We start from the raw sequence: 24,643 nt of genomic DNA on the forward strand, positions 1-24,643 counted from the left end.
TTTATCCCAAAAAGGAGTTGACGTATATATTTTTTTATGATTATTTTGGACTAGTACGTATTAAGGGGGATTATTTTGTTATGCTATTTCAATTTTTGTACTCGCTTGTCATTACGTTTTCTTTGTACGCCCTTATTGAACGAAAAGGAAAACGAGGGGAAAAGATACTATTTTACACATGTATTTTCGTTTCCCTGTTTCTTTTATCCCGATTGTAAAAGTTATGAGTGATGAAAGCCTTCCTGTTAGGAGCGTTTCCGGGGTTATGGTGATTCTTCCCTTGACTCGAAAGATCGACTTTTCACCGGCTTTTTAGGCGAACGCGGAACATGGGAAAAGCGCCGGCTCAAGCGGATTCAGCCGCCAAGCCGGCGCCATCATCAATTCATCAGTGAAACCACCGCATCTCCCCCGTTAAAGGGAAGCGCGCAAAATGGCGAGCACATCATCGCGGTTCAACGTTTTGAAACGGCCGAACTCGCCAAACGCCATCGCTTTATCGGCCATCAGCTCCAAGTTTTCCTCGCCGATGCCATAGTCCGCAAGCCGCGACGGCGCCCCGAGGCTCGACCAGAAGGCGCGCAGCCGCTCAATGCCTTCAAGCGCCACATCGCGCTCCGACTTGCCCGCCGGATCGACGCCAAAAACGCGCACCGCCAATTGTGCGAAACGGCTGACGTTTTCATCGAGCACATGCTTCATCCAGTTTGGGAACAAAATCGCCAAGCCGCCCGCATGCGGAATATCGTACACGGCTGAAACGGCGTGCTCAATATTGTGCGTCGCCCAATCGCCGCGGACGCCCATTTGCAAAAAGCCGTTTAAGGCGATCGTGCCGCAATACATGATCGTCTCGCGCAGCTCGTAGTTTTCTAAATCGTTCACCAGCTTTGGCGCCGCCTCGATCACTGTCGTTAACACCGCTTCGCACATCCGATCTTGCAATGGCGTGTTCGGTATATGGTGGAAATACTGCTCCAACACGTGCGACATCATATCGACAATGCCATAAACCGTGTGATCTTTCGGGACGGTTAGCGTATACGTCGGGTCCAAAATCGAAAATTGCGGGAACGTAAACGGACTGCCCCAGCCGTATTTTTCTTTCGTCTCCCAGTTTGTAATCACCGAGCCGGAATTCATCTCCGAGCCGGTCGCCGCCAGCGTCAGCACCGTTCCAAACGGCAGGGCGCCGGTGACCGTTGCTTTTTTCGTGATAAACTCCCACGGATCGCCGTCAAATTTCGCCCCAGCGGCGATCGCTTTCGTGCAGTCGATGACGCTGCCGCCGCCTACGGCAAGCAAAAACTCGATGCCTTCCCGCTTGCAAATGTCCACTCCTTTTCTTACGGTCGAGACGCGCGGGTTCGGTTCAACCCCCGGCAGTTCGACGACTTCAGCGCCAATATCCCCCAAAATCTTCATCACTTCGTCATACAGCCCGTTTCGTTTGATGCTTCCGCCGCCATACACAAGCAGCACTTTCTTGCCGTAACGCGGCACTTCTTCTTTGAGCTGTTCGAGCTGCCCTTTTCCGAAAATGAGTTTCGTCGGGTTGCGGAATATAAACTCTTGCATATGTATGCCCTCCTTCCCCTATCTATTATGGCGGCGCCCCCCACCGATTGTAAAGCCAACTGCTTTGGCGGCAAACGATGCATATTTTTCAAGGCTGCGATTCATCCTATAAGTGAATAAAAGCGATTTTCCAAAGGAGGCGAACAAGGATGGGAGCATGGCAGCGAATTGCGCTATTGTTGACGATCATCGGTGCCATTAACTGGGGACTAATTGGTTTTTTCCAATTTGATTTAGTGGCCGCTATTTTCGGCGGTCAAGACGCCGTTTGGTCACGCATGATTTACAGTCTTGTCGGCATTGCCGGTTTGATCAACTTGGCTCTGCTGTTCAAACCGGCTGAAGAGCTGGAGCGTGCGGAACCAAAAGCAACGCGCACATGACGAAAAGCAAACGGGACACTCACCGCCTGGCGGTGGGTGTCTTATTTTTTGCAAGCTGCTTCCCGCCCCGAAAGAGGCATGGACTCTCGCCGTTTGGCGGTGAATGCCTTATTTTTTCGGCAAATCTTCTTTCTTTGACTGCTCGATCCATTCGCGCAACTTTTCTTTCAATGGGCGAAACCCCGACTGGAGCGGCATTTTCAGGCGCACGCGGCGCATTTCCTTGTCCTTGGCAGGTTCGAGCGCTTTTAAGGACAAGCTCGCCCGCCTCGCCTTTTGATCGACATGAAGCACCTTGACCATCACTTCGTCACCGACATGGACGTAATCGCGCACATCTTTCACAAATTGATGCGAAATTTCCGAAATATGGATCAGCCCCTGCATGCCGTCGTCAAGCTGGACGAACGCGCCATACGGCTGGATGCCCGTCACCTTCCCTTTCACGATCGATCCTCGTTTTATCGTTGACAAGCGAAACACTCCTATTGGTGAATTTCATCTATGTTTCTGTATTATAACATAGACTGAAGGCAAACCCCAAAAAAAGATGCCCCGCCAAACGGCGGAACATCACTCGTTACAGGCGCGCTAAGAACCGTTTCATTCGTTTAATGGCTTCTTGCAGCTGTTCAAGCGATGAGGCGTATGAACAGCGGATATAGCCTTCCCCGCTTTGGCCGAAGACGTTGCCGGGGACGACCGCCACTTTTTCTTCGATGAGCAGCCGCTCAGCAAACTGCTCCGATGTCAAACCGGTCGGCTTGATAGATGGGAAGGCGTAAAACGCTCCGCCCGGCAAATGGCACGGCAATCCAATTTCATTGAGCGAGGCAACAAAATAGTTGCGCCGCCGCCGGTAGCTGTTGCGCATCTCGACGACATCGCGCTCCCCGTTGCGAAGCGCCTCAAGCGCCCCGTATTGCGCCATCGTCGGCGCGCACATCATGGCATACTGATGGATTTTCAACATCGCCTGCAAAATCTCTTCGGGCGCTGCGGCAAACCCGAGCCGCCATCCGGTCATCGCAAACCCTTTCGAAAAACCGGAAATCAAAATCGTCCGCTCGCGCATGCCGCTAACGGCGGCCATGCTCATGTACACCCCTTCATACGTCAGCTCGGCATAAATTTCATCGGCAACAACGAGCAAATCGTACGCCTCAGCCAGACGGGCGATCGCTTCAAGCTCCGCCGGGCTGAGCACCGTTCCGGTTGGATTGTTCGGTGAACAAATGATGACCGCCTTCGTCCGCTCGGTGATCGCCCGCTCAAGGTGCACCGGATTGAGCTGAAACTTGTCTTCGCCAGACGTGTGAACGGCCACCGGCTTCCCACCCGCGAGCACGACAAGCGGCTCGTAGGCGACAAAACTTGGTTCGACGATGATCACTTCATCGCCCGGGTTGATGATCGCCCTAAGCGCCAAGTCGATGGCCTGGCTCGCCCCAACCGTCACGAAAATTTCCGTTTCCGGACAGTAGTCGACATGAAACTTGCGGCGCAAATAGGCGGCGATTTCTTGGCGGAGCTCCAAGAGCCCGGCGTTGGCCGTATACGACGTATAGCCTTGCTCGAGCGACAAAATGCTCGCCTCGCGAATGCTCCATGACGTGACGAAATCCGGCTCGCCGACGCCGAGCGAAATGACGCCGTCCATGCTGGAAGCAAGGTCAAAAAAGCGGCGGATGCCGGACGGCTTCAAGCCCGCAACCGTCTTGGACACGTACTTTTTTCTCGTTTGCGGCTTCATGGCGACACCACGATGCGGCGATCTTGATCTCCTTGGTCAAATACGATGCCGTCATGTTTGTATTTTTTCAAAATGAAATGAGTTGTCGTCGAAATGACGGAATCGAGCGTTGACAGCTTCTCGGAAACAAATTGAGCGATTTCCGCCATCGATCGCCCTTCGATCACGACCGACAAATCATATGCACCGGACATTAAGTAGACGGATTTCACTTCCGGGAACCGGTAAATGCGCTCCGCTACCTCATCAAAGCCGACGCCGCGCTTCGGAGTCACCTTGACATCGATCATCGCCGTCACCCCTTCGCGGCCGTCCGCCTTCCGCCAGTCAATGAGCGCCGTATATTGGACGATCACTTTCGCCTCTTCCAGCTTTTTGACGAGCACTTCCGTTTCCTCGACCGGCAAATCGACCATCTTCGCCAGCACATCGATCGGCGTTCGCGCGTCTTTTTCCAATATTTCGATAATTTCCAGCTCTTTATCGCTCAGTTTCACACAACATCCCTCCATTTGATCGGTCGGTTTCGCCAAGCCGGCGCCCCCGCTGCCGGGCGTTATGACGGGAGCGGACAGGACGCCGTTTGCTTCAGCTCAAGCAGCCGGCGGGCGAGTTTTAGGCAGTGGGGAAAAGGAATCAGCTCGTCAAAGGCGAATTCATATATGGACTGAATGCGGGCGGCCAACGTGCGGGCGTCTTCCGTATCATACACCGCCTGGAGCACGCTGGCCGCCTCGACGTCGTAGGCGTCTTTTCCAAGGCCAAACGGATCCCAGGCGCCGATCGTCTCAAGAAGAAGCCGATTCAACTGTTGTCCGTCCATGTCGCCGCCATCCACCTTCTTTCTTGATGCTATGATATAACCAATTATAAGCCATCGATTCGAAAAAAAGAAGGGAGAAGATGCAACCATGTTTCCGTTTGACCGCGTCATCGACCGCCGAGGTACGCTCTCAGTGAAATGGGATGATGTCCATCGGGTGTTCGGCTGCGAAGACGTATGGCCGATGTGGGTCGCCGATATGGATTTTCCCGCGCCAAAAGAAGTGCAAGAAGCGCTGCAGATCCGAATCGAACACGGCGTGTTCGGCTACACCGTCATTCCCGATTCACTCAAAGAAGCGGTGTGTCAATGGCTTGAACGCCGTCATGACTGGACGATCGATCCGTCTTGGCTCGTGTTTGCCCACGGCGTTGTGCCGGCGGTCGCCGCCGCCATCGAAGCGTTTTCTGAACCGGGGGACCGCGTCATCGTTTTTTCCCCGGTCTACCGGCCGCTGTTTGATCTCGTCCGCCGCCATGACCGCACGCTCATATTCAGCCCGCTTCGCTTGACGGAAAACAACTACGCCATCGATTGGGACGACTTGGAGGGGAAGCTGCCCGGCGCTAGGCTTCTCATCCTTTGCCATCCGCACAACCCAGGGGGCAAATCATGGACAAAAGAAGAGCTCAAACGGCTTGGGGAACTTTGTTTGAAACACGGCGTCTTCGTCCTTTCCGACGAAATTCACGCCGATTTAACGTTTCCGCCAGCCAAACACACGCCGTTCGCCTCGCTTCATCCGGAGCTGGCCGCGCAAAGCGCGACGTTCCGCGCGCCGACGAAAACGTTCAACCTCGCCGGCTTGCAGGCGGCGGAAGTCATCATTCCCGATGAATCGCGGCGCCGGGCGTTCCGCCGCGTTCAGCAGCGGCACGGTTTTTTTACATTGAATACGTTCGCCATCATCGGAGCGGAAGCGGCCTATCGCCATGGCGAGCCGTGGCTTGACGCCTTGCTCGATTACTTGCGGCAAAACATCGACATGACCATCGCCTATTTGGCGGACAAGCTGCCGCAGCTTCGCCCCGTCCGTCCGCAAGCGACGTATCTCGTCTGGATCGACTGCCGCGGCCTTGGTCTCCCTGGGGCGGAGCTGAAGCGGCTGCTTCTTGAAAAAGGAAAAATCGCCGTCGAGTTCGGCAGCAAATTCGGCGAGGAAGGAAGCGGCTTCATCCGTTTGAATATCGCCTGCCCGCGCCCGACGCTCGAAGAAGGGCTGCGGCGGCTGGCGATGGCATTGCACTAAAATCAAAGAAAGGCCGCACCGGTCGGCCGCTGCGTTGTGCCAAAAACGTGAAACAGGGGCTCTCGCGAGAGCCCCTGTTTCACGACGATTTGATTTCCCCGCAGGCGATCCGTCCGCCCGCATCTCCGGCCGGCTGGGTCATGCCGTCGTCTTTCTTGGCATGAATGACGATCGACGTTCCGTCTTTTGTGAGCAGCGAACCTTTTTCTCCTTCTTTCAGCGTCACGTGGGGCGCTGTCAGCTCTACATGGACCGTGCCGTCATCGTTCACAATAATGTTCGGCAAATCGCCGGCATGCGCCCCTTCCGGATGGAGAAGGCCATGCTTTTTCCCGTCCGGATTGTAATGACCGCCGGCCGACTGGAAATCAGGCGGCTTGCAGCTTCCCTTTTCATGGATGTGAATGGCGTGCTCCCCCGGCGGGAGGCCTTCCAAATCAAGCTTCAGCCGCACCCCTTCCGCTTGCTCCGTCAGCGCGATCGTACCGATCGAGTCGCCGTCCGCATTGATCATCTCCACCGTCCGGCTCGTTCCACCCTCTTGGCTGCAGCCGGACAAGATGAGCACCGCAGCGAAAAGGATTCCATATGTTCCCCGCAACACCGAACTCCCTCCAGCATAACATGTGTTATCCACCAGTATTGCCGGAGGAAGGCTGGTTTATACCCCCGGCGGCTGCCCAGACTCGTCCCTTTTTTCAAGCAGCTGTTCTTCAAGCCGCTTCGCTTCCTTCTCCTGCCGCCGGGAAATGACGATGATGAGCCGCATCGTGAACACCGCCATCAAGAAGAAGACGGCAAACGAAATCGCCGCGGGAATGTATTCGCGTTTGTCTTCCGGGAAGTATAAAAACAAATTCAACACCGATGGCCACATCACGAAAACAACCTTTCTGCCGCAAAATTGTCCATTCCCATTATAGCACAAAAAAGCCGCTGCCAACGCAGCCGGCTATAAAGCGAATTTTTTCCGCAGCTGGGTCAAATCGATCCGTTCCCCGATCGTCGGCGGTTTCGTTTTCGCCAAATATTTTTTATCGTTTTCCACCAGCCGGAAAATCGTATACGCGGTGAACGCATCATCGAGCGCGCAATGGGCTTTTCCAACCGCTTCATTGCCGTACTCTTGCACCGCCTTGCGCAATCCGGTTTGATTTTTGTTGCCGAAAAACCGCTTATACTCCATGGCTAAATCACGGTGCTCGCCAGTGAATGGGAATTCCACTTGCGCCGATTGGCAGTTTTCCCGCAGCACTTTCATATCCATGCTTCCCCACGTAATAACGGTCGTCGGGCGTTCACGGTCATATTGCCGAAGCAAAGAAACCAACTCATAAAAACTCATTCCGCGGTCAATTTGCTCTTGTGTGATATTGAGAAACGACTTGCACCGTTCGGTGAGCTGCGGAAAGCGGAGCGGCTTCACGTAAGAAGAAAATTGACCTATAATCTGATCATCAACGACCGCGACAAGGCCGACTTCAATGATTTCCGGACAAAACCCGTTCGGGCTCGTTTTCGTCTCCGGCATCGTAAATTCAAAGTCGAGAAACAAATATTGCGGACTGTCCATCGTCGCTTCCCTCCTTTCTTCCGTATGACTCCAAACCGTCTTACTATTATTATATCACTCAGAAGAGATTGTTTATTTCTTTTTTCAGAAAATGGCGAAAAAGAGGCGAATGCCGTAGGAGTCGACGGGCGCTCTGACGAAAAAGAAAGGGGTGGATCCCTTCACGGGATGGTTTTCCTCTCTCTTCCTTTTGTGATATGATCAAAACAAGGAGGACGGATGCCGTGAAAAATGTCGTCATTCATCAAATCGTCACGTTCATTTTCACAGAGGACCAGCTGCGGGCGTATTGGGAAAAACAGAGGGGCGCGACGCCGTTTGGCAGGCTGGACGATCGCGAGTACATGAAGCTGGCGGAAGACATGCTTCAACACTCGTCGCACAGCCAGCTCGAACAACATGTGCTCGGCGGCCGCTGGCGCATAAAAGAAGAAGCCGAGGGAAACGTGATCGCCGAAGACGAATCGCGCGGCGACAGGCATGTCGAGATCATTGACACCGACGCTCCAGCCGAACCGAGGCGGCGGATGTTGATCGATCGGATGCGCGAAATCGAGTGTCCGCATTGCACGTTCGCCTTTTACGTGCGACGCGCTGTCGACGGGCGCCGCGATTGGACATGCCCGTCATGTGGGACGCCTTTTCATGATACAACATCGCAGCAGAAATAAGGAGGGGATCGCCAATGGATCATGCCGCATCCGACGTGTCCAACGTGCAGTATGGTTTCGCCATCGCCATGTTCTTGATTACATACGCCATCATCATTTCCGAAAAAATCCACCGCGCGGTCATCGCCTTGCTCGGGGCGGCGCTCATGGTCATCTTCGGCATCGTCGACATCGAAAAAGCGTTCACCCACCATATTGAGTGGGGAACGATCACGCTGCTGATCGGAATGATGATCTTGGTCGGCATTACGAGCAAGTCCGGCTTTTTTCAATACATGGCCATTAAAGCGGCCAAGCTCGCGAAAGGCAGCCCGGTCCGCATTTTGGTGATGCTTTCACTGTTGACCGGGCTGTTGTCGGCGTTTTTGGACAACGTGACCACCGTCCTGCTCATTGTGCCGGTGACATTTTCCATTACGCGCCTGCTTCAAGTCAACCCGGTGCCGTATTTGATTTCGGAAGTGCTCTTGTCGAACATCGGCGGCACGGCGACATTGATCGGCGACCCGCCGAACATTATGATCGGTTCGGCGAACAAGCATCTCGATTTCAACGCCTTCTTGTTCAACCTGACACCGATCGTCATCGTGATCGCCATCGTCACGGTCGCCCTGCTGGCGTTTGTTTACCGCAAGCAGCTGCAAACCGATCCAAAGTTGATTCAAAAGCTGATGGAGCTTCGCGACGCCGATTATATTCAAGATGCGAAGCTGATGCGCAAATCGGTCGCCGTGCTCGGGCTGACGATCGTCGGCTTTATTCTTCATTCCGTCATTCATGTCGATGCGGCTGTCATCGCCATGACCGGGGCGGTCGCGCTCATGCTCATCGCCGTGCCGGAGCACGAAATTGAGGATGTCTTTCATTCGATCGAATGGGGCACGATTTTCTTTTTCGCTGGACTGTTCGTCTTGGTCGGCGGGCTCGTTGACATCGGCCTGATCAAATCATTGGCCGAAAAAACGCTCGAGGTCACCGGCGGCGATATTTCCACGGCCGCCTATTTCATCCTTTGGCTGTCCGGCATCGCTTCGGCGACGATCGACAACATCCCGTTCGTCGCCACGATGATCCCGCTCATTCAAGATATGGCCGTCGGCATGGGCTTATCCCCGGACGCCCCGCAAATCGACGTCCTTTGGTGGGCCTTGTCTCTTGGCGCCTGCCTCGGCGGGAATGGGACGCTCATCGGCGCCTCGGCGAACGTCATCGTCGCCGGCATGGCGTCGCGCGAAGGGCACGGCTTTACATACGTTGATTTTTTGAAAATCGGCGCGCCGCTGACGCTCATCGCCTTGCTTTTGTCGCACGCCTATTTATGGCTGCGCTATTTGTAGCGCCACGCCTGCGCGGACGCAGAAAAAAGGAGCGAAACCGAATGAAGGTTTCGCTCCTTTTTTGATATTCGCACATATCGTATTATCGATTCCATTTTTGTAAAGGAGGCTCAAGCGGCCATGTTCGCTCATTTCCCGCGGATGCCGGCCAGCCCGTATCCCCCGATCGACCCGGCGCTCTTTTCCCAGTCCGCCGCCACGGCGCAGGCGCTGATGAACGATGCCGCCGCCGTTTTGAAAAAACTCGCCGAATCGCGCTCGTTCGCGGCCTCAGTCATGTCGGCCGCCCAAGAAGGAAAAACGGAGGAAGTGAAACGCCTGATCCGCTCGCTCGGCATCCGCTCCAAAACGGACGTGTATTTCAATCCCGACGGCATCCGTCTGACGCTGTCGCCGCCGCCAGGCGCGTTTCCGTGCTGCCAGCTCGTTGTCGGCTTGCGCTGGAACGTGTTTCCGCCTTTTGGCGGGTAGCCTTCGCCATCACGGCGGCGGGCGAAATGGGAGAAAACGGTTCGCAGGAAGCCTTCGCTTTTCGCATTCGCCGCTTTGGCCGCGGCTTGGCGATTGGCGGAAATCCGTTCAAGACGGTCGCGCCCGACGCGGCAACGCCGCTTCCAGACCATGCACGGCGCTGGAGGCGGCGTTGTTTGCGACTTGCCGCGCCAGGCAAAGCAGGCAGACAACCCTTTTCACACACAAACGGTTCTTGATCCGGCCGCCGACCTTAGTAAACCAAAAAAGACGGCGATCGTCTCATCACCGTCCAGCGCCAACGCCCCAACGAACTTGCCGGGCATCGTCGCCCGACAGCCCCTTCCGTTTCCTTTGTGCATCCGATTACGTGCGTCGATAGATGACATCACCGACAATAATCGTGATCAAAGAAATCAACATCGTCAATTTGACCACCTTGTAGTCTAAAAAGCGCAGCACTTGTTCTTCAAACATGTAGACGAAAAAGAAAATGATCATCAGCACGGCAACAAACAAGACAAACTTTTTTTTTCGATTCATGGAAACCGATTCTCCTTCATCAGAATGTATCCAATACATTGCCCGTCGTTTTGATCATATCGTCGGAAATATATACTTTTTTCAGATTGGTGCGCTTGCTGTCACTGTAGACAAAGTGATACGCGTCATATATATATTGATCATAATAATCACTTTGACACTCCACACGGCTAAAGCCGTGGGATTCTTGGGTCGTTCGCATCCTCATCCATTTCTGGTTCAGACAACGCCCAAGTTCAGGGGTGTGTCATCACCCCGTCCCATCGGGTTAAGATGTACCCCAATGGGCGGCGCACCTGTGACCAGTGCGCTAGGTTAGGCGCTCAAACCCGAAATCGCTTTGGCGATGTTGATCGCGCCATTCAAGTCGGCGTGGATGGTGTATCCGCACTTTTGGCATCGGAAGTGGATGCCGTTTCGGTTCGCTTTCTCCCGATGCCCGCATCGGCATGTTTGACTGGTGTAGGTCGGATTCACCCACTCCACCCGAATGCCCGCCATTTCGGCTTTGTAGGCAATCATCGTTTGCAGTTGATGGAACGCCCACGAATGAAGATTTCGTCCTGCTTCTTTGGCCGAAGCGGCTCGTTTCCGAATCCCCGCCAAATCTTCCATCCGAATCACGCCAACACCGTTGGCAAGGGCAAAACGGACGATTTGACGGCTGATTTTATGGTTCATATCCTTCATCCAGCGGGACTCTTTATCGCCGATTTTGCGAATCATATGGAGCTTCTTCGCTTTTCCTAATCTCCTTCGCAAAGCCGCGTATCGTCGGCGTATGAAGGCGCATTGGCTCCCTTTGAAAAACCACGATTTCGTTCCCACGCTGGCAACGGCGATATAGCGAAGCCCAACGTCAACCCCCATCACCTTTGTTTCGTGCCGCGGCTTGGCTTCAAATGCGACCGCGATCGCCAAGCACCATTTCTTTCGCTTTTTGTAGAGCTTGGCCGCCCCTTGTTTGGCGGTTCCATGGATCAGCCGATCCAGCCATGCTTCTTGATAGGGGCGCGTGACGACAGGCACGCCAATTCGCTTCTCCAGTGTGGGGAAGGAAACCGTGTAGAACGCTCCTTTCTTTTCCACCTTTATGTTTTGATTGTTAAAGCAACACCAAAATGTTCGGAACTTCTTTGCCTTTTGTTTTTTCTTTTGGGACTTCACTTCTCGAATCGTTTGATTCGCGATAGCAGAAGGAAACTTTTGTGACGAAAAGTCTTTGAATATCTTGCTCGTCGCTTTGTTTAATTCAGGATGATGCAATAGCCAATTCGCAAATTCTGTGTTCCATTCTGTCATTCGCTCGTACATTTCCTGCTTGGCTTTCGTTGGGTTGTGCAGTTCCAGCCTGAGTGTGATCGTGGGCATGGATTCACCCCCTTTTCTTTTGAGATTCCACATAGCGTTCAGTTGTTTTCGTTCTTCGATATTGTTGTTCTATATATCAATTATATCCGTTTAACGATTATACTGCGACACTTAAAGATAAAAATGGCTGCTCGAAGCGATCCAATTAAGGATTGCCGAGCAACGCCGTCTTTCATCCCACGATTGAAACCGTGGGCTTTCAGACGTTTTTTCTGTAATACCGTATGATTTTTACTGTCGTCCAGTACGGTTTTATATAAGTTGCAATTTTGTTTTACATGGCATTGTTCGCTCTTCTTGTCACCTTGTCAGCTTGTCAGGTGATAAAGACGGGACATGGAGATCGGAAATTCTTTATTGCAACTTATATATAGTTGAGCGCTAGCGCTCAACTAGCAGCACCACGGGTTTAATTTTCATCTTCAAGTGACCGATCAAGGACTGCCGATGGGATACGTGGTGACGGAAGCGTCCTGTCACGATCGAACCGCAGCAGAAACCGTCATGACTCAAATTCCTCATCCCTTTAATTTGGGAGACAAGGGATTTATCAGTAGCGAATTGCAAAAAAAGTTGTATAAAGCGTACCAAATCGCCTTTTGGACTCCATCTCGCAAAAACCAGAAACATCGCCCATCGGCATCATGGGAGAGATGGCTCAAACAAAAACGTAAAGTCATTGAAACGGTGTTCTCTGTCCTCGTTGACCAGTATCGTATCACAGAAATTCGTGCCAATTCGATTGCGGGGTTTGAGGTAGCACTAGATGGCATTTTGTTGGTGTATTCACTTGTAACACTTGGGCTAGTTGAGCGTTAGGGTTCAACTAGCACCACGAGTAAAAGACAATATTTTCTTCATAAAACAATCTCCCTTCACGAATGATATTAGTTGATCACCCATATTCCTTTCGGTTGACAAAGAGGATCAGTCTTACAGATCTCTTCTTGATTGAAGAAAATATGGATTTTTGACACATTCCCGATCAGCCGACATATCGCTTGTCAAGTACAGGTTGCGGTGATGAACCAATATATGAAATACAAATCCCTCCTCCACTTTTATATATTTACAATTATATTTTATCGGAAATTTTAAAAAAAAAAAGAGTCCCTATTACCATTTTTTAAAAGCCCTAGTGTGACCAGCGAGTAAACCAACAAGATGTCGTCGACACCTCAAACTCGGCAATAGAATTCGCCCGAATGCCGTGGTAGGGGGGCACGAGAATCGAAAACACCATCTCAATGACTTTGCGTTTTTTCTGATCCATCCTTCTCATGCCTTGGATGTACTTTTGATTGTGTCAAGATGGTGTCCAAAACGCGGTTGGATGTTTTTCGCACCGCCACCACAACAATGGCCTGTATGAAAGCGGCGACATTCCATACGTGGGGACATTTGCATCCTTTCGATATCAGTGAAAAAGTTTCGTTATGAACGTCTATCATAAACACAACAACTCGAATGTTTCCTCACCCCTTTCCACCCAACACGACGAGCGATGGCCATTTCGCCATCGCCCGTCGTCCGGCCTCTCTTCGACAACCATGTTCCCGTCCATCCGCGCACAATCCTTCACTGCCTTCACGCATTGCCGTTTTCATCCATCGGCTGCCGCTTCCCGATTTCCGCCGGGGTGCGCAAATCGCAGCCGTCGTCGTTTTTGCTCGTATGGATGATGTCTTCGTTCGCCCCCATTTTGCTCGCCCATCTCAGCTCCTCGTCCGGGAGGAACCGCTCCATCGCCATCCTCCTTCCTTTGCGCAGCCGCCCTGGCTGCCCCGTTTTTGTTTAGCATTCCCGAAGGCATATGGCATCATCCATTGAGAGAAAAAGGAATTGACATGATGCCGATTGTTCTATATGATTTTGTTAACGATAAAAAACAAGGGGGTTTACATATGAGCGAACAACGCGCTTCGCTTCGACCGATTGACATGACGCTCGCCGCCATGTTCGTCGCCTTGATGGCGATCGGGGCGAACATTACGTCATGGGCGCCGTTTCTTGTCGTCGGCGGTGTTCCCATTACGCTGCAGACGTTTTTCTGCGTCCTGGCCGGCGCGGTGTTAGGGCGGCGGCTCGGCGCGGTGGCGATGATCGTCTATATGCTCGTCGGCCTCGCGGGCGTTCCAGTGTTTGCGAAGTTCAGCGGCGGATTGTCGATGATTTTCCAACCGACGTTTGGCTTCATCCTTTCGTTTATCGTTGCCGCTTATGCGACCGGATGGATCATCAACCGCGGCTCACAGCCGGCGGCAAAAGCCCGTTTCGTCATCGCCGCACTCGTTGGCATGGTGATCAACTATGTCATCGGAACGAATTGGATGTATATGGCTTACAAATTATGGGCGGAAGCGCCGGCGGGACTTTCGTACGGAATGGTGTGGAGCTGGATGCTCGCGCCATTGCCAAAAGACATTCTCCTGTCGATCGTCGCCGGCTTGATCGCCCCAAGGCTTTGCCGGGCGATCGGACGCTCCTCAGCTGCCGGCCGCTCGGCCGCCTAAACGCAAAAAAAAAGCGCGCCTGTTTTGGACAACAGGTGCGCTTTTTGTCAGAAAAACAAGCGAAGAATTTGGTACACAAATCCGGCAATCAACGCCGAGATCGGCAATGTAATAATCCAGGTGAGCACAATGCGGCGAGCGACACCCCATTTGACTCCTTTCACCCGTTGGGCGGCGCCAACCCCCATGATGGCGGAGGAAATGACGTGCGTCGTGCTGACCGGCAAGTGGAACATCGTCGCCGAAAGAATGACGAGTGCGGACGACAAATCAGCCGCCGCTCCGTTGATCGGGCGGATTTTCATAATTTTTCCACCCACCGTTTTAATGATCTTCCACCCGCCGACGGCCGTTCCCAATCCCATGGCCAAGGCGGCAGAAATGCGCACCCATTCAGGAATGTCGGTCGTCGCGTGGTATCCGCCGGCGATTAATGCCATCGTAATGATCCCCATTGCTTTTTGAGCATCGTTTGTTCCGTGCGTATACGCCTGAAACGCCGCGGTCACAATTTGAAACATCCGAAAGCCCCTCGTCGTGCTGTATAAGTTGGCGTTTTTAAAGATAAAACGAAAAATGCTCATAATGATAAAGCCGACCCCTAACGCCAAAAACGGGGAAAGAATCAGCGATTGTAAAATTTTCAAAAATCCGCCATAATTCAAAATCCCAACCCCAGCCGCGGAAATCGCCGCCCCGGCGACCGAACCGATGATCGCGTGCGAAGAGCTGCTCGGAATGCCGTAATACCACGTGATCAAGTTCCAGGCAATTGCTGATGTCAACGCTGCTAAAATAATGAGCGGCCCATTTTCTAGCGCAAATGGGTCGACAATGTCTTTCGTAATCGTTTTCGCGACGCCGGTAAAGGTGAGCGCGCCGATAAAGTTCATCGTCGCAGCCAAAATAATGGCTTGACGCGGCGTGAGCGCCCTTGTCGACACCGATGTCGCGATGGCGTTGGCCGTATCGTGGAAGCCGTTGATAAAGTCAAACGCCAAAGCGAAAATGACGATGAGAATGGTTAAAATCAGGATCGTATCCATAAAAACAACGTCCCCTTTTATGCGTTGCGCATGATAATCGTCTCTAACGTATTGGCGACATCTTCACAACTGTCGGCAATCTCTTCCAACATTTCGTAAAGCTCTTTGTATTGAATGATTTTAATCGGGTCTTTTTGCGTCACAAACAAGTTTTTGATCGACGCGCGCAAAATTTCGTCGCACTTCGTTTCATAATCCTTAATTTTAATGGCGTGCTGGCGCATATCGAGCAACTTTTTGTTCGAAAGCAACTCGAGGGCATGGACGATTTCAATCGTGCTTTGGTAAATATAATCAAAAAACTTCACCATATGTTCATCGATGTCCGTAAATGAAAACATTTCAAACCGGGCCGAGCATTGTTCAAATCCGTCAAGCACATCGTCCATTTTCATCGCCAGCTGGTGAATGTCTTCCCGCTCGATCGGCGTAATGAACGTTTTGTTCAATTGGACGACCAGTTCATGAATGAATGAGTCGCCTTTTCGTTCGTACTCTTTCATCACGCGGGCAAATTCTTTCAAATCGCTTACGTTGCGAATTTTATACTCAACAAAATATTGGGCCGCTTCCTTCACATTTTCCGAAATCGTAAACAACATGTCGAAGAAAACGTCCTTTTTCGGCGAAAAAATCATATCGGACACCCTCCATTTGCGGAATCAAAATCACCGCTACTTATTGTAACAATTTAAAATCCATTTACAATACAAAAAGAGAAAATTTACAATAGATTTACACTAACTTTACATTTTGTTCGCTTTTCCTGCTATGTACTATAGTAGCGTGCCAAACAAAAGCCGAAGCTATGCACGTCCGCTTCGGCTCGTTCGCTGCCGGCATACCGCCTTCACACTGGGCGCCTCTGCGCCAAGGCAGCGCCTGTCGATCGGCCTGCCGGCGTTCGTTTTATTCAAACCGTTCGACAAACGCGGTGAGCGTGCGCACCATCACGCCCGTCGCCCCAGCCGGGCCAAGGTCGCCGTCTTTCTTTGTGGCGGCCGTTCCGGCGATATCCAAATGCACCCACGGCGTATCTTCCACAAATTCGCCGATGAACGCCCCGCCCATAATGGCATGTCCTTCCCGCCCCGGAGAATTGTTCAAGTCTGCGATTTTGCTGCTGCGCACCCGCTCGCGGTCGTGTTCTGTAATCGGCAGCCGCCAAATGAATTCCCCGGTTTCCATCGACGCTTCAAGCAATTGCTCAAACAGCTCCTCATTGTTCGTCATCGCCCCCGTTTTGTCCGTGCCCAGGGCGACGATCACTCCGCTCGTCAACGTGGCGACATCGATGATGTAATTCGCGCCGCATTGTTTCGCATACGTCACCGCATCGGCCAAAATGAGCCTCCCTTCGGCGTCCGTATTCCGCACTTCAATCGTTTTTCCAGACAAGGACGTGATGACATCGTCCGGCTTGAACGCCTCGCCGCTGATCATATTGTCGGTCGCTGGAATGACGGCGAGCACGTTTTGTTCCGGCCGCAGTTCGCCGATCGCTTCCATCGCCCCAAGCACCGCCGCCGCGCCGGCCATATCGGTTTTCATGTCAATCATGCTGTCGCGCGGCTTCAAGCAATAGCCGCCCGTATCAAACGTCACCCCTTTGCCGACAAGGGCGATCACGTTTTCCCATTGCTCTTTTCCTTGGTATTTTAAGACGATCAGTTTGGGCGGCTGTTTTGAGCCTTGGTTGACGGCCAAAAGCGCTCCCATGCCGAGCCGCTCCATCTCTTCTTTTTCTAAAATTTCATAGTCAAAATCGTACCGGTTCGCGAGCTTCACGGCATAATCAGCCAAATCCGACGCCGTCAACAAATTCCCCGGCGTATTGACGAGCGTGCGCGCCGAATTCGTCGCCTTCCCGTACACCGAGCCGACAAACAAGCTCGCCTCAATTTCCACCGCTTCGGCCGCCGTGTAGACGATGAGCGATTTGAGCTGGTAGTCCGGTTCTGACTTTTTCTGCTTATACCCAGGGAATTCATACGTCGCCAAATAATACGCTTCCGCCAAGGCGTGCGCCGCTTCGTTTCCATCGACAGCCTCGGTCGTAAACGTGTCAAGCGCGACCCCGCTTTCGTCCGCTTTTCCTGCTTCAACGTGCGAAACAGCTTGCCGAACGTCTCGCGCAGCCGCTCAAACGTCAGCTCTTCTTTTTTGCCAAGGCCGACGAAATACAACCGTTTCGCCCCCGTCGGCAAAAATGGATGAACGCTGGCGATGCGCCCCCGCTTCGCTGAAATATCGCCTTCTTTCCGCAGCTCGGACAGCTGCCCGCCAAGACGGGCGTCGTACTCGCCGGCAAGGCCGCTGAAAGGCTTTGCCCCTTCAAACAAGCCGATGACAAGCGCCTCATCCCGTTCCTCAACCGACGGCAATGGTTTTACCGTAAACATCGTCTCATCCCTTTCCATCGTCATTCATTCCCATCTTCAATTATAGCGAAATCAAGCTATTATTTCGATTATCTAATTTTTCTTCTAAAAAGACGTGAAACAAAAAAGGAAAAAACATCGGAAGAGAAGAATGAGTAAATGACGCGTATGCGAACGCTGAGAGGTGGAAGATTGTTGGGAACACCTGCTCCACGGCAGGCGGTGGACCAAGCCATCCCCGTGCGTCCCATAGTTCCGCTTGTCCTCCCTTGCGCCGATCGCGTGGACGCGGGGGCTTCTCGGTTGGAGATGATAAACCCGTTGGAAAGGATGAACGCCGATGAACATTGTCTCCCTTTGCCCAAGCAATACCGAACTGCTCGCCTATCTCGGCCGTCTCGATGATGTCGTCGCCGTCGACGATTCTTCCGACTGGCCGCCGGAAGTGAAGCGGCTGCCGAAAGTCGGACCGGATTTGCGCATTGACATGGATCAAGTCGAAGCGCTCAAGCCTGATCTTGTTGTCGCGTCGTTAAGCGTGCCCGGCATGGAGCGCAACGTTGAGGAGCTTGAACGCCGCCGCCTTCCTCACCTCGTGTTGGCGCCAAATTCGCTCGATGACATTGCCAATGACCTCCTCCGGTTAGGAGAAGCGCTTGGCGAAACGAAAAAAGCGGCTGAACTTGTCCGCCGCTATTATGACGTGCTTGATTGGCATCGCGAGCGGGCAGCATCGGCCGAACCGGCCCGCCTCTATTGGGAATGGTGGCCTCGTCCGCTCTTCACCCCGGGCGGCGCCAACTGGCTGAGCGAATTGAGCGAACTCGCCGGCGGGCGCAACATTTTCGCCGACTTTCCTCAAGCGAGCGTCCAACCGGAATGGGACGACGTTCTCGCCCGCAATCCGTCGCACATATTGCTCGTTTGGGTCGGCGTGCAGACAAAAAAAATGAGCGCAAAAGCCGTCAGGGCGCGCCCGAACGCGGAACAGGCCGAGGCGGTTCGCGCCGGACGCATCCACATTTTGGAGGAAGCGCTTTATTGCCGACCGTCGCCGCGTCTGCTTGTCGGGTTAAAAAAACTGGCGCCGCTTTTGCATCCGGCGCTGTTCCCTCCCGCTGACGACAGCGATCCGCTCCTTTGCGGCTGACGGGCGGGAGCCCTCTCAACTTTTTGATTCCAAATACTGCTGGCGAAACACTTGCATCGTTTCATCTTCGTTCAGCCGCTTCAACTCTTCCTCTGACAGCGTGCCATCGCCTTTTTGCACGATATAGACGTTGACTTTTCGTTTTCCCCAATATTTATATACATCTTCGACGGTTTCATAGTATAAGTCAATGCGATGGCCTTTGATCGCCCCGCCTTTGTCAGCGACGACGCCGAACCCGTAGCCGGGGATGAACAAAATCGTACCGATCGGAAACACGGTTAAATCCGCCGCAATCGTCGAATAAAGATCGCGTTTGACGCGGACGCCGGAGTACGTGATGCCATACTCAGGGTGATCGGGCGTTTTCCCGGTCGATTCAATGCCGGCCGTATAGCCGGTGGCGACCACCTCGACGGACGGATATTTTGACCAGTCAAAATGATCCTCAAGCCGCGGAACAGCGCTTTCACCGGTTTTCGCCCGCCCTTTCACCCCCCAATTTGGCTCATGATCCATCGATAAAGCGCTGGGAAAGGGATGGAGAACCGTTTTCGCGTCAACCCCGGAAACGGACTCGAATGTCGCGAGCAACGCGGCAAGAAACAGCAGCGTCATCGCGGTTCGGCGCACCAACTGCCTGAACCCATTCAATGCTTCTCAACTCCTCTCACATCTCTATTTATCTCCATCCGAAATCGAAATATTCATTGCAAGCAGGACAAAAAAACGAAAAAATCCGTTTGCGGGAAGACGTCTGCGAACGGCCTCCGTGGGAAAACCGCGCGCAAAGCTTGCGCGTTTGGCCGAAAACATCCGCGAACCGACGTTGTGATCCGCTCATCAGCGCTGTTCACAAAAAAACGCCTCTGCCCAAGGCAGAGACGCTTGAAAACATTCGATAATCCTTTCGCGCTTTTTCCATTAGAATGCGTTTTGCATTTCGAAGATGCTTTAAAACATTTGATACCCTTTCGCCCTCAACGTGCGGATCGCCCATCCGGCGCAAAGAGCGCCGGCAAAGCCGCTCGACAAAATCAACAAGTCCGCCGCCGCCAGCGAAGCCACTTTCCGGCCGAGCGCCGCGAACGCATCGGACGGCGCGGTAAAATAGCGGGTAAACGGCACATCGTCGATAATGAAAACCGCAATCAAAGGAAAGCAAATCGCCACAATCCATGTCATGCGCAGCAACATATTCACCAAAAAACTGATGCCAAAAAATAACACAAAAAATAAAACCATCGAAATCAAAACGACCGGCAAACTCATTTGCATCCGCCCTTCACCTCCCATACACCCTTTTTCAGTGTACTGGATTGGGCGGATGACAGTCAATGTTCGTTGTCCTCTTCCTGCTCGCTTCCCGTTCCTTGGCAACCGTAGCACGTTTCCGATCCGCCCAAGAGCAGCTGGACGTATCCGTGGCCCTCGCAGTACGGGCAGGCGTTCACTGTCAGTGTGTTTCTCATCGATGTTCCCCTCCACTTCTTTTTCGTTAATATATCAAAATTTTCTGTAAAAACAAACGCTGATTCTCCCCTGTTTTCGCTTGTGTAAGCGGATACATCAACCATTCGCTTTTATTTTCTCGACTATTCTTTTAATTTTGACGATTCGAAGTAAAGGCGGTATTTCGTGTACCCAAACGGGTCGCCCGGGTTGAGGCCGTCGTGCAAAGAAAGGGAAGCCCACGGCTCGAGCGCCAGCAAATAGCGAAGCAAGCCCGATGTATTTGGGTCGTCACGGAGCTCTGCTTTGCTTAAAAACGCGGCCGCATACAACTCCTCTGTCTGCACAACGATGTCGCGCGAGAGCGGGCGCAAAAGAAAAATGGCCATATTGTCGCTGATCTCCCCGGCGATGACGCCGGTGCGCAAGCCAAGAAACGCGACCGGTTCAGCGTCGATCCCCGTTTCCTCCTTCACTTCCCGAACGGCTGCTTCATCAAGCATTTCCCCAGGCTGGACAAACCCAGCCGGCAGCGACCATTTGCCTTTTAGCCCGCTGTATTTTTTCTTGACGACGAGCCACTCCCCGTTCTCGTTGATGACCAGTCCGGCGGCCGCAATCCAAACGTTTCCTCGCTTGTTGTCCATCGTCCTCATCCTTTTCCCATGTAGTGATGCACCGTTTGTATTTCGACAATCAAGCGGTTGATCCCTGTTTCTTTGCCATGCAAAAAGCTCCCGCCATCACGGGAGCTTTTCCGATCGATTAGAAAAATTTAAATTTGCCTTTTTTCATCACCAGCGACGAACCGCCGATCAAATACAAGGCGCGGTTGTCGATCACTTTTTTCATGAAGCTCGCTTTTGTTCCCCACAGCTTTTTGCCGAACACGACGCCGATCGCATCATCGTGGCCGAGCGAGCAAACCGTCCCTTTAATATCGGGCTTAAACGGCTCGAGCTCCCCTTGCCCGCGGATGAGCACGGCCAAGTTTTTCGCGCACAGCTGGCCTTCTTGCATGGCGATTTGCGCCGTCGGCGGATACGGGCGGTTCGTTTCTTCATCAATCACGAGCGAACAGTCGCCGACGACAAAAATATCTTCATGCCCAGGAACGCGCAAGTACGGATCCACTTTAATGCGCGCCCGCGCCGCCTCAAATCCAGATTCCTCGATGACGCGGCTGCCGCGCACGCCGGCCGCCCAAATGACCGTGCCGGCTTTAATTTCTTCCACATCATCGCCTTTGGCGACAATGATGCCATCCGGCGTGCATTCTTTAATCGCCGTGCCGATTTTAAACTCGACCCCCTTGCGCTCAAGCTGGCTGACCGCGTACTCGACGAGCTCCGGATCAAAGCCCGGCAGCGCGGTCGGCGCCGCTTCCACGCAAATGATGCGCACTTTGTGCGGATCGATGTCATATTCGCGGCACAGCTCAGGCATCCGGTTGGCGAGCTCGCCTAAAAATTCAATGCCGGTAAATCCCGCTCCGCCGACGACGATCGTCAACCGCTCCTCTTTCTTTTCTTCTTCCGCGTTGTATGTCGCGAATTGGTATTCGATATGTTCGCGAATTTGCCGCGCCGCGTCGACATTGGCGATCGAAAACGCGTATTCCTTTAATCCTTTGATGCCGAACGTTTCCGATTCAAACCCGAGGGCGATGACGAGGTAATCGTACGTCAGCTCGCCGTTTTCAAGCAGCACTTTTTTTTCGTTTGGAACAATTTTCGTCACCGTGTCTTGAATAAATTTCACTTTGTTCCGGTCGATGACATCGCTGATCGGATAGCGAACGCGGTCATGGTGCAGCGTGCCGGCCGACGCCTCATGAAGCCATGTCGTCTCATAATGGTAGTCGTGCTTGTTCACTAGCGTAATATTCGCCTCATTCGCCCCGATGAGCTTTTGCAGGCGGACGGTCGTCATCAGCCCGCCATAGCCGGCGCCTAAAATGACAACGTTTGGTTTTCTCACTTGAATCACTTCCATCCTTTTTCATTTTTTTCGCATTCGTTTGTTATAGCTTTTGCGGCCGCCCCCGTTTTTATTGAGCAGAGTTTGTGAAACAATTCACGTTAATCGCCAAAAAAATGTCGAGGGACTGTCACAAAAAATTAACAATCTCTCCACAAACCATATTAGTCCTTTTTCTTCGCCTTTTCAAGCTTTTTTTCGACCGATTCGGCTGAAAAATTCCCATCATAACAGCGCCTGTTTATGGTAAAATAAACGTGTCATGCCATATTGTGCGGGGAGGGATGTCGGTGAAAGAAGATCACACCATCTATGACGTCACGATTATCGGCGGCGGGCCGACCGGGATGTTTGCTGCGTTTTACGGCGGGTTGCGGCAAATGAAGGTGAAAATTATCGAAAGCCTTCCGCAGCTTGGCGGGCAGCTGGCCGCGTTATATCCGGAAAAATACATATACGATGTCGCCGGATTTCCGAAAGTGCGCGCCCAAGAGCTCGTCAATCAGCTGAAGGCGCAGATGGACATGTTTTCACCGACCGTCTGCTTGAACGAGTCGGTCGACACGCTCGAAAAGCAGGAGGACGGAACGTTTAAGCTCGTGACGAATCAACAAATCCATTACTCGAAAACGGTCATCATCACCGCCGGAAACGGCGCTTTTCAGCCGCGCCGGCTCGAAATCGAAAGCGCTTCCCAATACGAAGGAAAAAACTTGCATTACTTCATCAACGACTTGGAGCAGTTTTCCGGAAAGCGCGTGCTCGTCTGCGGCGGCGGCGACTCGGCCGTTGACTGGTCGCTCATGCTTGAACCGATCGCCGCGAGCGTCACGATCGTGCATCGCCGCGACAAATTCCGCGCCCATGAACATAGCGTCGAACAACTGATGAAGTCCAGCGTGCAAGTGAAAACACCGTTTGTGCCCGTCGAACTCGTCGGCGATGAACGCGGCATCCGCCAAGTCGTCCTCGAGCATGTGAAAGAAGGAACGAAAGAAACGGTTGAGGTTGACGCCGTCATCGTCAACTACGGCTTCATTTCTTCACTCGGCCCGATAAAAAACTGGGGGCTTGACATCGAAAAAAATGCGATCAAAGTCAACTCGCGGATGGAGACGAACATTCCCGGCGTGTATGCGGCCGGCGACATTTGCACCTATGACGGAAAAATCAAGCTGATCGCCTGCGGCTTTGGCGAAGCGCCGATCGCCATCAGCAGCGCCAAAACGTACATCGACCCGACAGCGCGGATGCAGCCGGCGCACTCAACATCGCTGTTTTGAGCGTGACATCGTTTCTCTCTGTCCTTTTCGGCCGATCAAGGCGCTGTCTTACCCGCTGTTTTTCTGTCGAGAAAGAAGCTGTCTCAACAGGCCGCTCTTCACCATAGCACATCCAGCAAGTTTTATGCGTATATACGGCAATCAAAAAGAGGGTGTCCCAAAACGATCGGGACACCTTTTCTGATTACGATCAAACAATCGCGAAAAAACGATATGTTGTGTTTTGTTTAAGAAAAAACAACCTTTTCGGTCAACCCCTTCTTTTTCATGCGCCGCGCTCCGGCGAAGCCGTTTCGCCCTGATCGCTTTCAACCTTGGCCGCCCGCTCCTTCTCAAGCAGCTTGACTTGCCGATGCAAACTGAACAAACGCACCCAGCCGAGCATGCCGACAACCAAACCGCCAAGGACGGCCGAACCTAAAATGACGATAATGAGCGGCAAACGAGTTTCCCCGACTAAATAATGGATCGTCACCTGCTCTACATTCGCCACGGCCAACAGCGCGACAATGAGCGCCAACACGAGCGCCAATATGACATTCAGTTGTCCTCTCATCCTTCTTTCCTCCCTTGGCGGCAGCTTCCCTTCAGCGGCCGCTGATCATTGCGACGGCGCGGGCCGTTTGCGTTCGCTGAGCGGATTGGCGGCGATCATCTCATCCGCCCGCTTAACATTGCTCCGGCGTGCCGGCATTGGTCGCCGTGCGGAACGATGAGCCGCAACCGCACGTCGCGATGGCGTTCGGGTTGTTGATCGTAAACCCGCCGCCAAGCAGCGACTGTTTGTAATCGATGACCGTGCCGCGCAAAATCGGCGCGCTGTCGCGGTCAACCAAAATTTTGATGCCGTGTTGCTCAAATTCGATGTCGTCATCGCGCCGCTCATGGTCAAACCCCATGCCGTACGACAGCCCGCTGCAGCCGCCGCCATGGACGCCGACGCGCAAATACGCGCCTTCTTCTTCCTGCTCTTTCATCATATCTTTGATTTGAAACGCTGCTGCTTCTGTCAGCGTAATGACCGCCTCTGCCATCATGACCCCTCCTTTAACGGTTGACACTCGCCGAAAACCTTGGCTGGTTTTC

Annotated in this window: 28 protein-coding genes and 3 pseudogenes; 9 read left to right on the forward strand and 22 right to left on the reverse strand. The window is 52.9% G+C overall.

Going from position 1 to position 24,643, the window contains the following annotated elements; all coding sequences use genetic code 11:
* Positions 1-414: 414 nt before the first annotated feature.
* Positions 415-1,578: an iron-containing alcohol dehydrogenase gene (locus GJ1_RS02335; RefSeq protein WP_066227907.1), complete on the reverse strand. Its 1,164-nt coding sequence runs from the start codon at positions 1,576-1,578 to the stop codon at positions 415-417.
* 149 nt (positions 1,579-1,727) lie between these two features.
* Between GJ1_RS02335 and GJ1_RS02340 the strand changes: the two genes are divergently transcribed.
* Positions 1,728-1,961, forward strand: coding sequence for a DUF378 domain-containing protein (locus GJ1_RS02340; RefSeq protein WP_066227909.1), 234 nt, complete (start codon positions 1,728-1,730; stop codon positions 1,959-1,961).
* Positions 1,962-2,069: 108 nt separating this feature from the next.
* Here the strand turns inward: GJ1_RS02340 and yugI are convergent, their stop codons facing one another.
* From yugI to GJ1_RS02360, 4 genes are all read right to left on the reverse strand, one after another.
* The gene (gene yugI, locus GJ1_RS02345) at positions 2,070-2,435 is read right to left on the reverse strand and encodes a S1 domain-containing post-transcriptional regulator GSP13 (protein ID WP_066227911.1); all 366 of its coding nucleotides are present in this window, start codon (positions 2,433-2,435) and stop codon (positions 2,070-2,072) included.
* A gap of 106 nt (positions 2,436-2,541) precedes the next feature.
* The gene (locus GJ1_RS02350) at positions 2,542-3,714 is read right to left on the reverse strand and encodes an aminotransferase (RefSeq protein WP_066227914.1); all 1,173 of its coding nucleotides are present in this window, start codon (positions 3,712-3,714) and stop codon (positions 2,542-2,544) included.
* Positions 3,711-4,211 carry an Lrp/AsnC family transcriptional regulator gene (locus GJ1_RS02355; protein ID WP_066227916.1) on the reverse strand — a complete coding sequence of 167 codons (501 nt, stop codon included), beginning with the start codon at positions 4,209-4,211 and terminating at the stop codon, positions 3,711-3,713. Before GJ1_RS02355 ends, GJ1_RS02350 begins: the two co-directional genes overlap by 4 nt.
* Before the next feature lie 59 nt (positions 4,212-4,270).
* Positions 4,271-4,537, reverse strand: a complete 267-nt coding sequence (locus GJ1_RS02360) for a DUF1871 family protein (RefSeq protein ID WP_066227918.1) — start codon at positions 4,535-4,537, stop codon at positions 4,271-4,273.
* Between the two features lie 88 nt (positions 4,538-4,625).
* On the opposite strand from GJ1_RS02360, the gene GJ1_RS02365 reads away from it, so the two are divergent.
* Entirely contained in the window at positions 4,626-5,786 is a 1,161-nt protein-coding gene (locus GJ1_RS02365; RefSeq protein WP_066227921.1) for a MalY/PatB family protein, read from the forward strand.
* A 79-nt stretch (positions 5,787-5,865) separates the two neighbouring features.
* On the opposite strand, the gene GJ1_RS02370 is transcribed toward GJ1_RS02365, so the two are convergent.
* The 3 genes from GJ1_RS02370 to kapD form a co-directional block, all read right to left on the reverse strand.
* On the reverse strand, positions 5,866-6,390 hold the full coding sequence (locus tag GJ1_RS02370; RefSeq protein ID WP_066227925.1) for a superoxide dismutase family protein: 525 nt from the start codon (positions 6,388-6,390) through the stop codon (positions 5,866-5,868).
* A gap of 57 nt (positions 6,391-6,447) precedes the next feature.
* A complete protein-coding gene (locus GJ1_RS02375; protein WP_066227928.1) occupies positions 6,448-6,663 on the reverse strand; it encodes a hypothetical protein in 216 nt (71 codons plus the stop codon).
* 75 nt (positions 6,664-6,738) lie between these two features.
* The gene (gene kapD / locus GJ1_RS02380; RefSeq protein ID WP_066227931.1) at positions 6,739-7,359 is read right to left on the reverse strand and encodes a 3'-5' exonuclease KapD; all 621 of its coding nucleotides are present in this window, start codon (positions 7,357-7,359) and stop codon (positions 6,739-6,741) included.
* Between the two features lie 224 nt (positions 7,360-7,583).
* On the opposite strand from kapD, the gene GJ1_RS02385 reads away from it, so the two are divergent.
* The 3 genes from GJ1_RS02385 to GJ1_RS02395 all read left to right on the forward strand — a co-directional run bounded on the left by GJ1_RS02385 (position 7,584) and on the right by GJ1_RS02395 (position 9,838).
* Complete coding sequence (locus GJ1_RS02385) at positions 7,584-8,030, forward strand: hypothetical protein (protein WP_066227935.1); 447 nt, start codon at positions 7,584-7,586, stop codon at positions 8,028-8,030.
* 14 nt (positions 8,031-8,044) lie between these two features.
* A complete protein-coding gene (locus GJ1_RS02390) occupies positions 8,045-9,367 on the forward strand; it encodes an ArsB/NhaD family transporter (protein ID WP_066227937.1) in 1,323 nt (440 codons plus the stop codon).
* Positions 9,368-9,487: 120 nt separating this feature from the next.
* The gene (locus tag GJ1_RS02395; RefSeq protein ID WP_066227939.1) at positions 9,488-9,838 is read left to right on the forward strand and encodes a YuzC family spore coat inner layer protein; all 351 of its coding nucleotides are present in this window, start codon (positions 9,488-9,490) and stop codon (positions 9,836-9,838) included.
* A 366-nt stretch (positions 9,839-10,204) separates the two neighbouring features.
* Here the strand turns inward: GJ1_RS02395 and GJ1_RS18235 are convergent, their stop codons facing one another.
* Positions 10,205-10,381, reverse strand: coding sequence for a hypothetical protein (locus tag GJ1_RS18235; RefSeq protein ID WP_157068345.1), 177 nt, complete (start codon positions 10,379-10,381; stop codon positions 10,205-10,207).
* Between the two features lie 315 nt (positions 10,382-10,696).
* Positions 10,697-11,752 (reverse strand): RNA-guided endonuclease TnpB family protein, encoded by a 1,056-nt coding sequence (locus GJ1_RS02405; protein ID WP_066227943.1) that lies wholly within the window; start codon positions 11,750-11,752, stop codon positions 10,697-10,699.
* Positions 11,753-12,154: 402 nt separating this feature from the next.
* On the opposite strand from GJ1_RS02405, the pseudogene GJ1_RS02410 reads away from it, so the two are divergent.
* Positions 12,155-12,571 (forward strand): annotated as a pseudogene (locus GJ1_RS02410) (IS982 family transposase); the annotation flags it as partial.
* A gap of 275 nt (positions 12,572-12,846) precedes the next feature.
* Here the strand turns inward: GJ1_RS02410 and GJ1_RS18935 are convergent.
* Positions 12,847-13,094, reverse strand: a pseudogene (locus tag GJ1_RS18935) (hypothetical protein); the annotation flags it as partial.
* A gap of 245 nt (positions 13,095-13,339) precedes the next feature.
* Complete coding sequence (locus tag GJ1_RS18525) at positions 13,340-13,498, reverse strand: hypothetical protein (protein ID WP_167346076.1); 159 nt, start codon at positions 13,496-13,498, stop codon at positions 13,340-13,342.
* A 158-nt stretch (positions 13,499-13,656) separates the two neighbouring features.
* Here GJ1_RS18525 and GJ1_RS02415 point away from each other — a divergent pair, with 158 nt between their 5' ends.
* Entirely contained in the window at positions 13,657-14,265 is a 609-nt protein-coding gene (locus GJ1_RS02415; protein ID WP_066228134.1) for a biotin transporter BioY, read from the forward strand.
* 47 nt (positions 14,266-14,312) lie between these two features.
* Here the strand turns inward: GJ1_RS02415 and GJ1_RS02420 are convergent, their stop codons facing one another.
* The 3 genes and pseudogenes from GJ1_RS02420 to GJ1_RS02430 all read right to left on the reverse strand — a co-directional run bounded on the left by GJ1_RS02420 (position 14,313) and on the right by GJ1_RS02430 (position 17,713).
* A complete protein-coding gene (locus GJ1_RS02420) occupies positions 14,313-15,311 on the reverse strand; it encodes an inorganic phosphate transporter (protein ID WP_066227945.1) in 999 nt (332 codons plus the stop codon).
* Positions 15,312-15,328: 17 nt separating this feature from the next.
* Positions 15,329-15,949 (reverse strand): DUF47 domain-containing protein, encoded by a 621-nt coding sequence (locus tag GJ1_RS02425; RefSeq protein WP_066227948.1) that lies wholly within the window; start codon positions 15,947-15,949, stop codon positions 15,329-15,331.
* Positions 15,950-16,220: 271 nt separating this feature from the next.
* Positions 16,221-17,713, reverse strand: a pseudogene (locus GJ1_RS02430) (leucyl aminopeptidase).
* A 319-nt stretch (positions 17,714-18,032) separates the two neighbouring features.
* Between GJ1_RS02430 and GJ1_RS02435 the strand changes: the two are divergent.
* Entirely contained in the window at positions 18,033-18,842 is an 810-nt protein-coding gene (locus GJ1_RS02435; RefSeq protein WP_066227952.1) for a cobalamin-binding protein, read from the forward strand.
* A 15-nt stretch (positions 18,843-18,857) separates the two neighbouring features.
* Here the strand turns inward: GJ1_RS02435 and spsC are convergent, their stop codons facing one another.
* The 5 genes from spsC to GJ1_RS02460 form a co-directional block, all read right to left on the reverse strand.
* Positions 18,858-19,496: a stationary phase survival protein SpsC gene (gene spsC, locus GJ1_RS02440; protein ID WP_083509921.1), complete on the reverse strand. Its 639-nt coding sequence runs from the start codon at positions 19,494-19,496 to the stop codon at positions 18,858-18,860.
* 300 nt (positions 19,497-19,796) lie between these two features.
* Positions 19,797-20,120, reverse strand: coding sequence for a YuiB family protein (locus GJ1_RS02450; protein ID WP_066227957.1), 324 nt, complete (start codon positions 20,118-20,120; stop codon positions 19,797-19,799).
* Between the two features lie 56 nt (positions 20,121-20,176).
* Positions 20,177-20,314 carry a YuiA family protein gene (locus GJ1_RS18530; RefSeq protein WP_167346077.1) on the reverse strand — a complete coding sequence of 46 codons (138 nt, stop codon included), beginning with the start codon at positions 20,312-20,314 and terminating at the stop codon, positions 20,177-20,179.
* A gap of 123 nt (positions 20,315-20,437) precedes the next feature.
* Positions 20,438-20,941: an NUDIX hydrolase gene (locus tag GJ1_RS02455; RefSeq protein ID WP_066227960.1), complete on the reverse strand. Its 504-nt coding sequence runs from the start codon at positions 20,939-20,941 to the stop codon at positions 20,438-20,440.
* 118 nt (positions 20,942-21,059) lie between these two features.
* Positions 21,060-22,289: an NAD(P)/FAD-dependent oxidoreductase gene (locus GJ1_RS02460; RefSeq protein WP_066227963.1), complete on the reverse strand. Its 1,230-nt coding sequence runs from the start codon at positions 22,287-22,289 to the stop codon at positions 21,060-21,062.
* A 269-nt stretch (positions 22,290-22,558) separates the two neighbouring features.
* Between GJ1_RS02460 and GJ1_RS02465 the strand changes: the two genes are divergently transcribed.
* A complete protein-coding gene (locus GJ1_RS02465; RefSeq protein WP_174520092.1) occupies positions 22,559-23,557 on the forward strand; it encodes an NAD(P)/FAD-dependent oxidoreductase in 999 nt (332 codons plus the stop codon).
* A 265-nt stretch (positions 23,558-23,822) separates the two neighbouring features.
* On the opposite strand, the gene GJ1_RS02470 is transcribed toward GJ1_RS02465, so the two are convergent.
* On the reverse strand, positions 23,823-24,113 hold the full coding sequence (locus tag GJ1_RS02470) for a LapA family protein (protein WP_066227967.1): 291 nt from the start codon (positions 24,111-24,113) through the stop codon (positions 23,823-23,825).
* A gap of 112 nt (positions 24,114-24,225) precedes the next feature.
* On the reverse strand, positions 24,226-24,591 hold the full coding sequence (locus GJ1_RS02475; protein WP_013144338.1) for a HesB/IscA family protein: 366 nt from the start codon (positions 24,589-24,591) through the stop codon (positions 24,226-24,228).
* Between the last annotated feature and the right edge of the window lie 52 nt (positions 24,592-24,643).

It is taken from the genome of Geobacillus jurassicus NBRC 107829 (assembly GCF_001544315.1).
In the GTDB taxonomy this organism is placed as follows: domain Bacteria; phylum Bacillota; class Bacilli; order Bacillales; family Anoxybacillaceae; genus Geobacillus; species Geobacillus jurassicus.

Bases quoted from the DNA above. Each gene is read 5' to 3' on its own strand.
- GJ1_RS02405 (WP_066227943.1), bottom strand. From the start codon at position 11,752: ATGCCCACGATCACACTCAGGCTGGAACTGCACAACCCAACGAAAGCC.
- GJ1_RS18530 (WP_167346077.1), bottom strand. From the start codon at position 20,314: ATGAGAAACACACTGACAGTGAACGCCTGCCCGTACTGCGAGGGCCAC.
- GJ1_RS02350 (WP_066227914.1), bottom strand. From the start codon at position 3,714: ATGAAGCCGCAAACGAGAAAAAAGTACGTGTCCAAGACGGTTGCGGGC.
- GJ1_RS18525 (WP_167346076.1), bottom strand. From the start codon at position 13,498: ATGGAGCGGTTCCTCCCGGACGAGGAGCTGAGATGGGCGAGCAAAATG.
- GJ1_RS02390 (WP_066227937.1), top strand. From the start codon at position 8,045: ATGGATCATGCCGCATCCGACGTGTCCAACGTGCAGTATGGTTTCGCC.
- GJ1_RS02450 (WP_066227957.1), bottom strand. From the start codon at position 20,120: ATGCAAATGAGTTTGCCGGTCGTTTTGATTTCGATGGTTTTATTTTTT.
- GJ1_RS02475 (WP_013144338.1), bottom strand. From the start codon at position 24,591: ATGGCAGAGGCGGTCATTACGCTGACAGAAGCAGCAGCGTTTCAAATC.
- GJ1_RS02435 (WP_066227952.1), top strand. From the start codon at position 18,033: ATGAACATTGTCTCCCTTTGCCCAAGCAATACCGAACTGCTCGCCTAT.
- GJ1_RS02375 (WP_066227928.1), bottom strand. From the start codon at position 6,663: ATGTGGCCATCGGTGTTGAATTTGTTTTTATACTTCCCGGAAGACAAA.
- GJ1_RS02470 (WP_066227967.1), bottom strand. From the start codon at position 24,113: ATGAGAGGACAACTGAATGTCATATTGGCGCTCGTGTTGGCGCTCATT.
- kapD (WP_066227931.1), bottom strand. From the start codon at position 7,359: ATGGACAGTCCGCAATATTTGTTTCTCGACTTTGAATTTACGATGCCG.
- GJ1_RS02460 (WP_066227963.1), bottom strand. From the start codon at position 22,289: ATGGAAGTGATTCAAGTGAGAAAACCAAACGTTGTCATTTTAGGCGCC.
- GJ1_RS02395 (WP_066227939.1), top strand. From the start codon at position 9,488: ATGTTCGCTCATTTCCCGCGGATGCCGGCCAGCCCGTATCCCCCGATC.
- GJ1_RS02360 (WP_066227918.1), bottom strand. From the start codon at position 4,537: ATGGACGGACAACAGTTGAATCGGCTTCTTCTTGAGACGATCGGCGCC.
- GJ1_RS18235 (WP_157068345.1), bottom strand. From the start codon at position 10,381: ATGAATCGAAAAAAAAAGTTTGTCTTGTTTGTTGCCGTGCTGATGATC.
- GJ1_RS02365 (WP_066227921.1), top strand. From the start codon at position 4,626: ATGTTTCCGTTTGACCGCGTCATCGACCGCCGAGGTACGCTCTCAGTG.
- GJ1_RS02420 (WP_066227945.1), bottom strand. From the start codon at position 15,311: ATGGATACGATCCTGATTTTAACCATTCTCATCGTCATTTTCGCTTTG.
- GJ1_RS02425 (WP_066227948.1), bottom strand. From the start codon at position 15,949: ATGATTTTTTCGCCGAAAAAGGACGTTTTCTTCGACATGTTGTTTACG.
- GJ1_RS02465 (WP_174520092.1), top strand. From the start codon at position 22,559: ATGTCGGTGAAAGAAGATCACACCATCTATGACGTCACGATTATCGGC.
- GJ1_RS02335 (WP_066227907.1), bottom strand. From the start codon at position 1,578: ATGCAAGAGTTTATATTCCGCAACCCGACGAAACTCATTTTCGGAAAA.
- GJ1_RS02415 (WP_066228134.1), top strand. From the start codon at position 13,657: ATGAGCGAACAACGCGCTTCGCTTCGACCGATTGACATGACGCTCGCC.
- GJ1_RS02340 (WP_066227909.1), top strand. From the start codon at position 1,728: ATGGGAGCATGGCAGCGAATTGCGCTATTGTTGACGATCATCGGTGCC.
- GJ1_RS02455 (WP_066227960.1), bottom strand. From the start codon at position 20,941: ATGGACAACAAGCGAGGAAACGTTTGGATTGCGGCCGCCGGACTGGTC.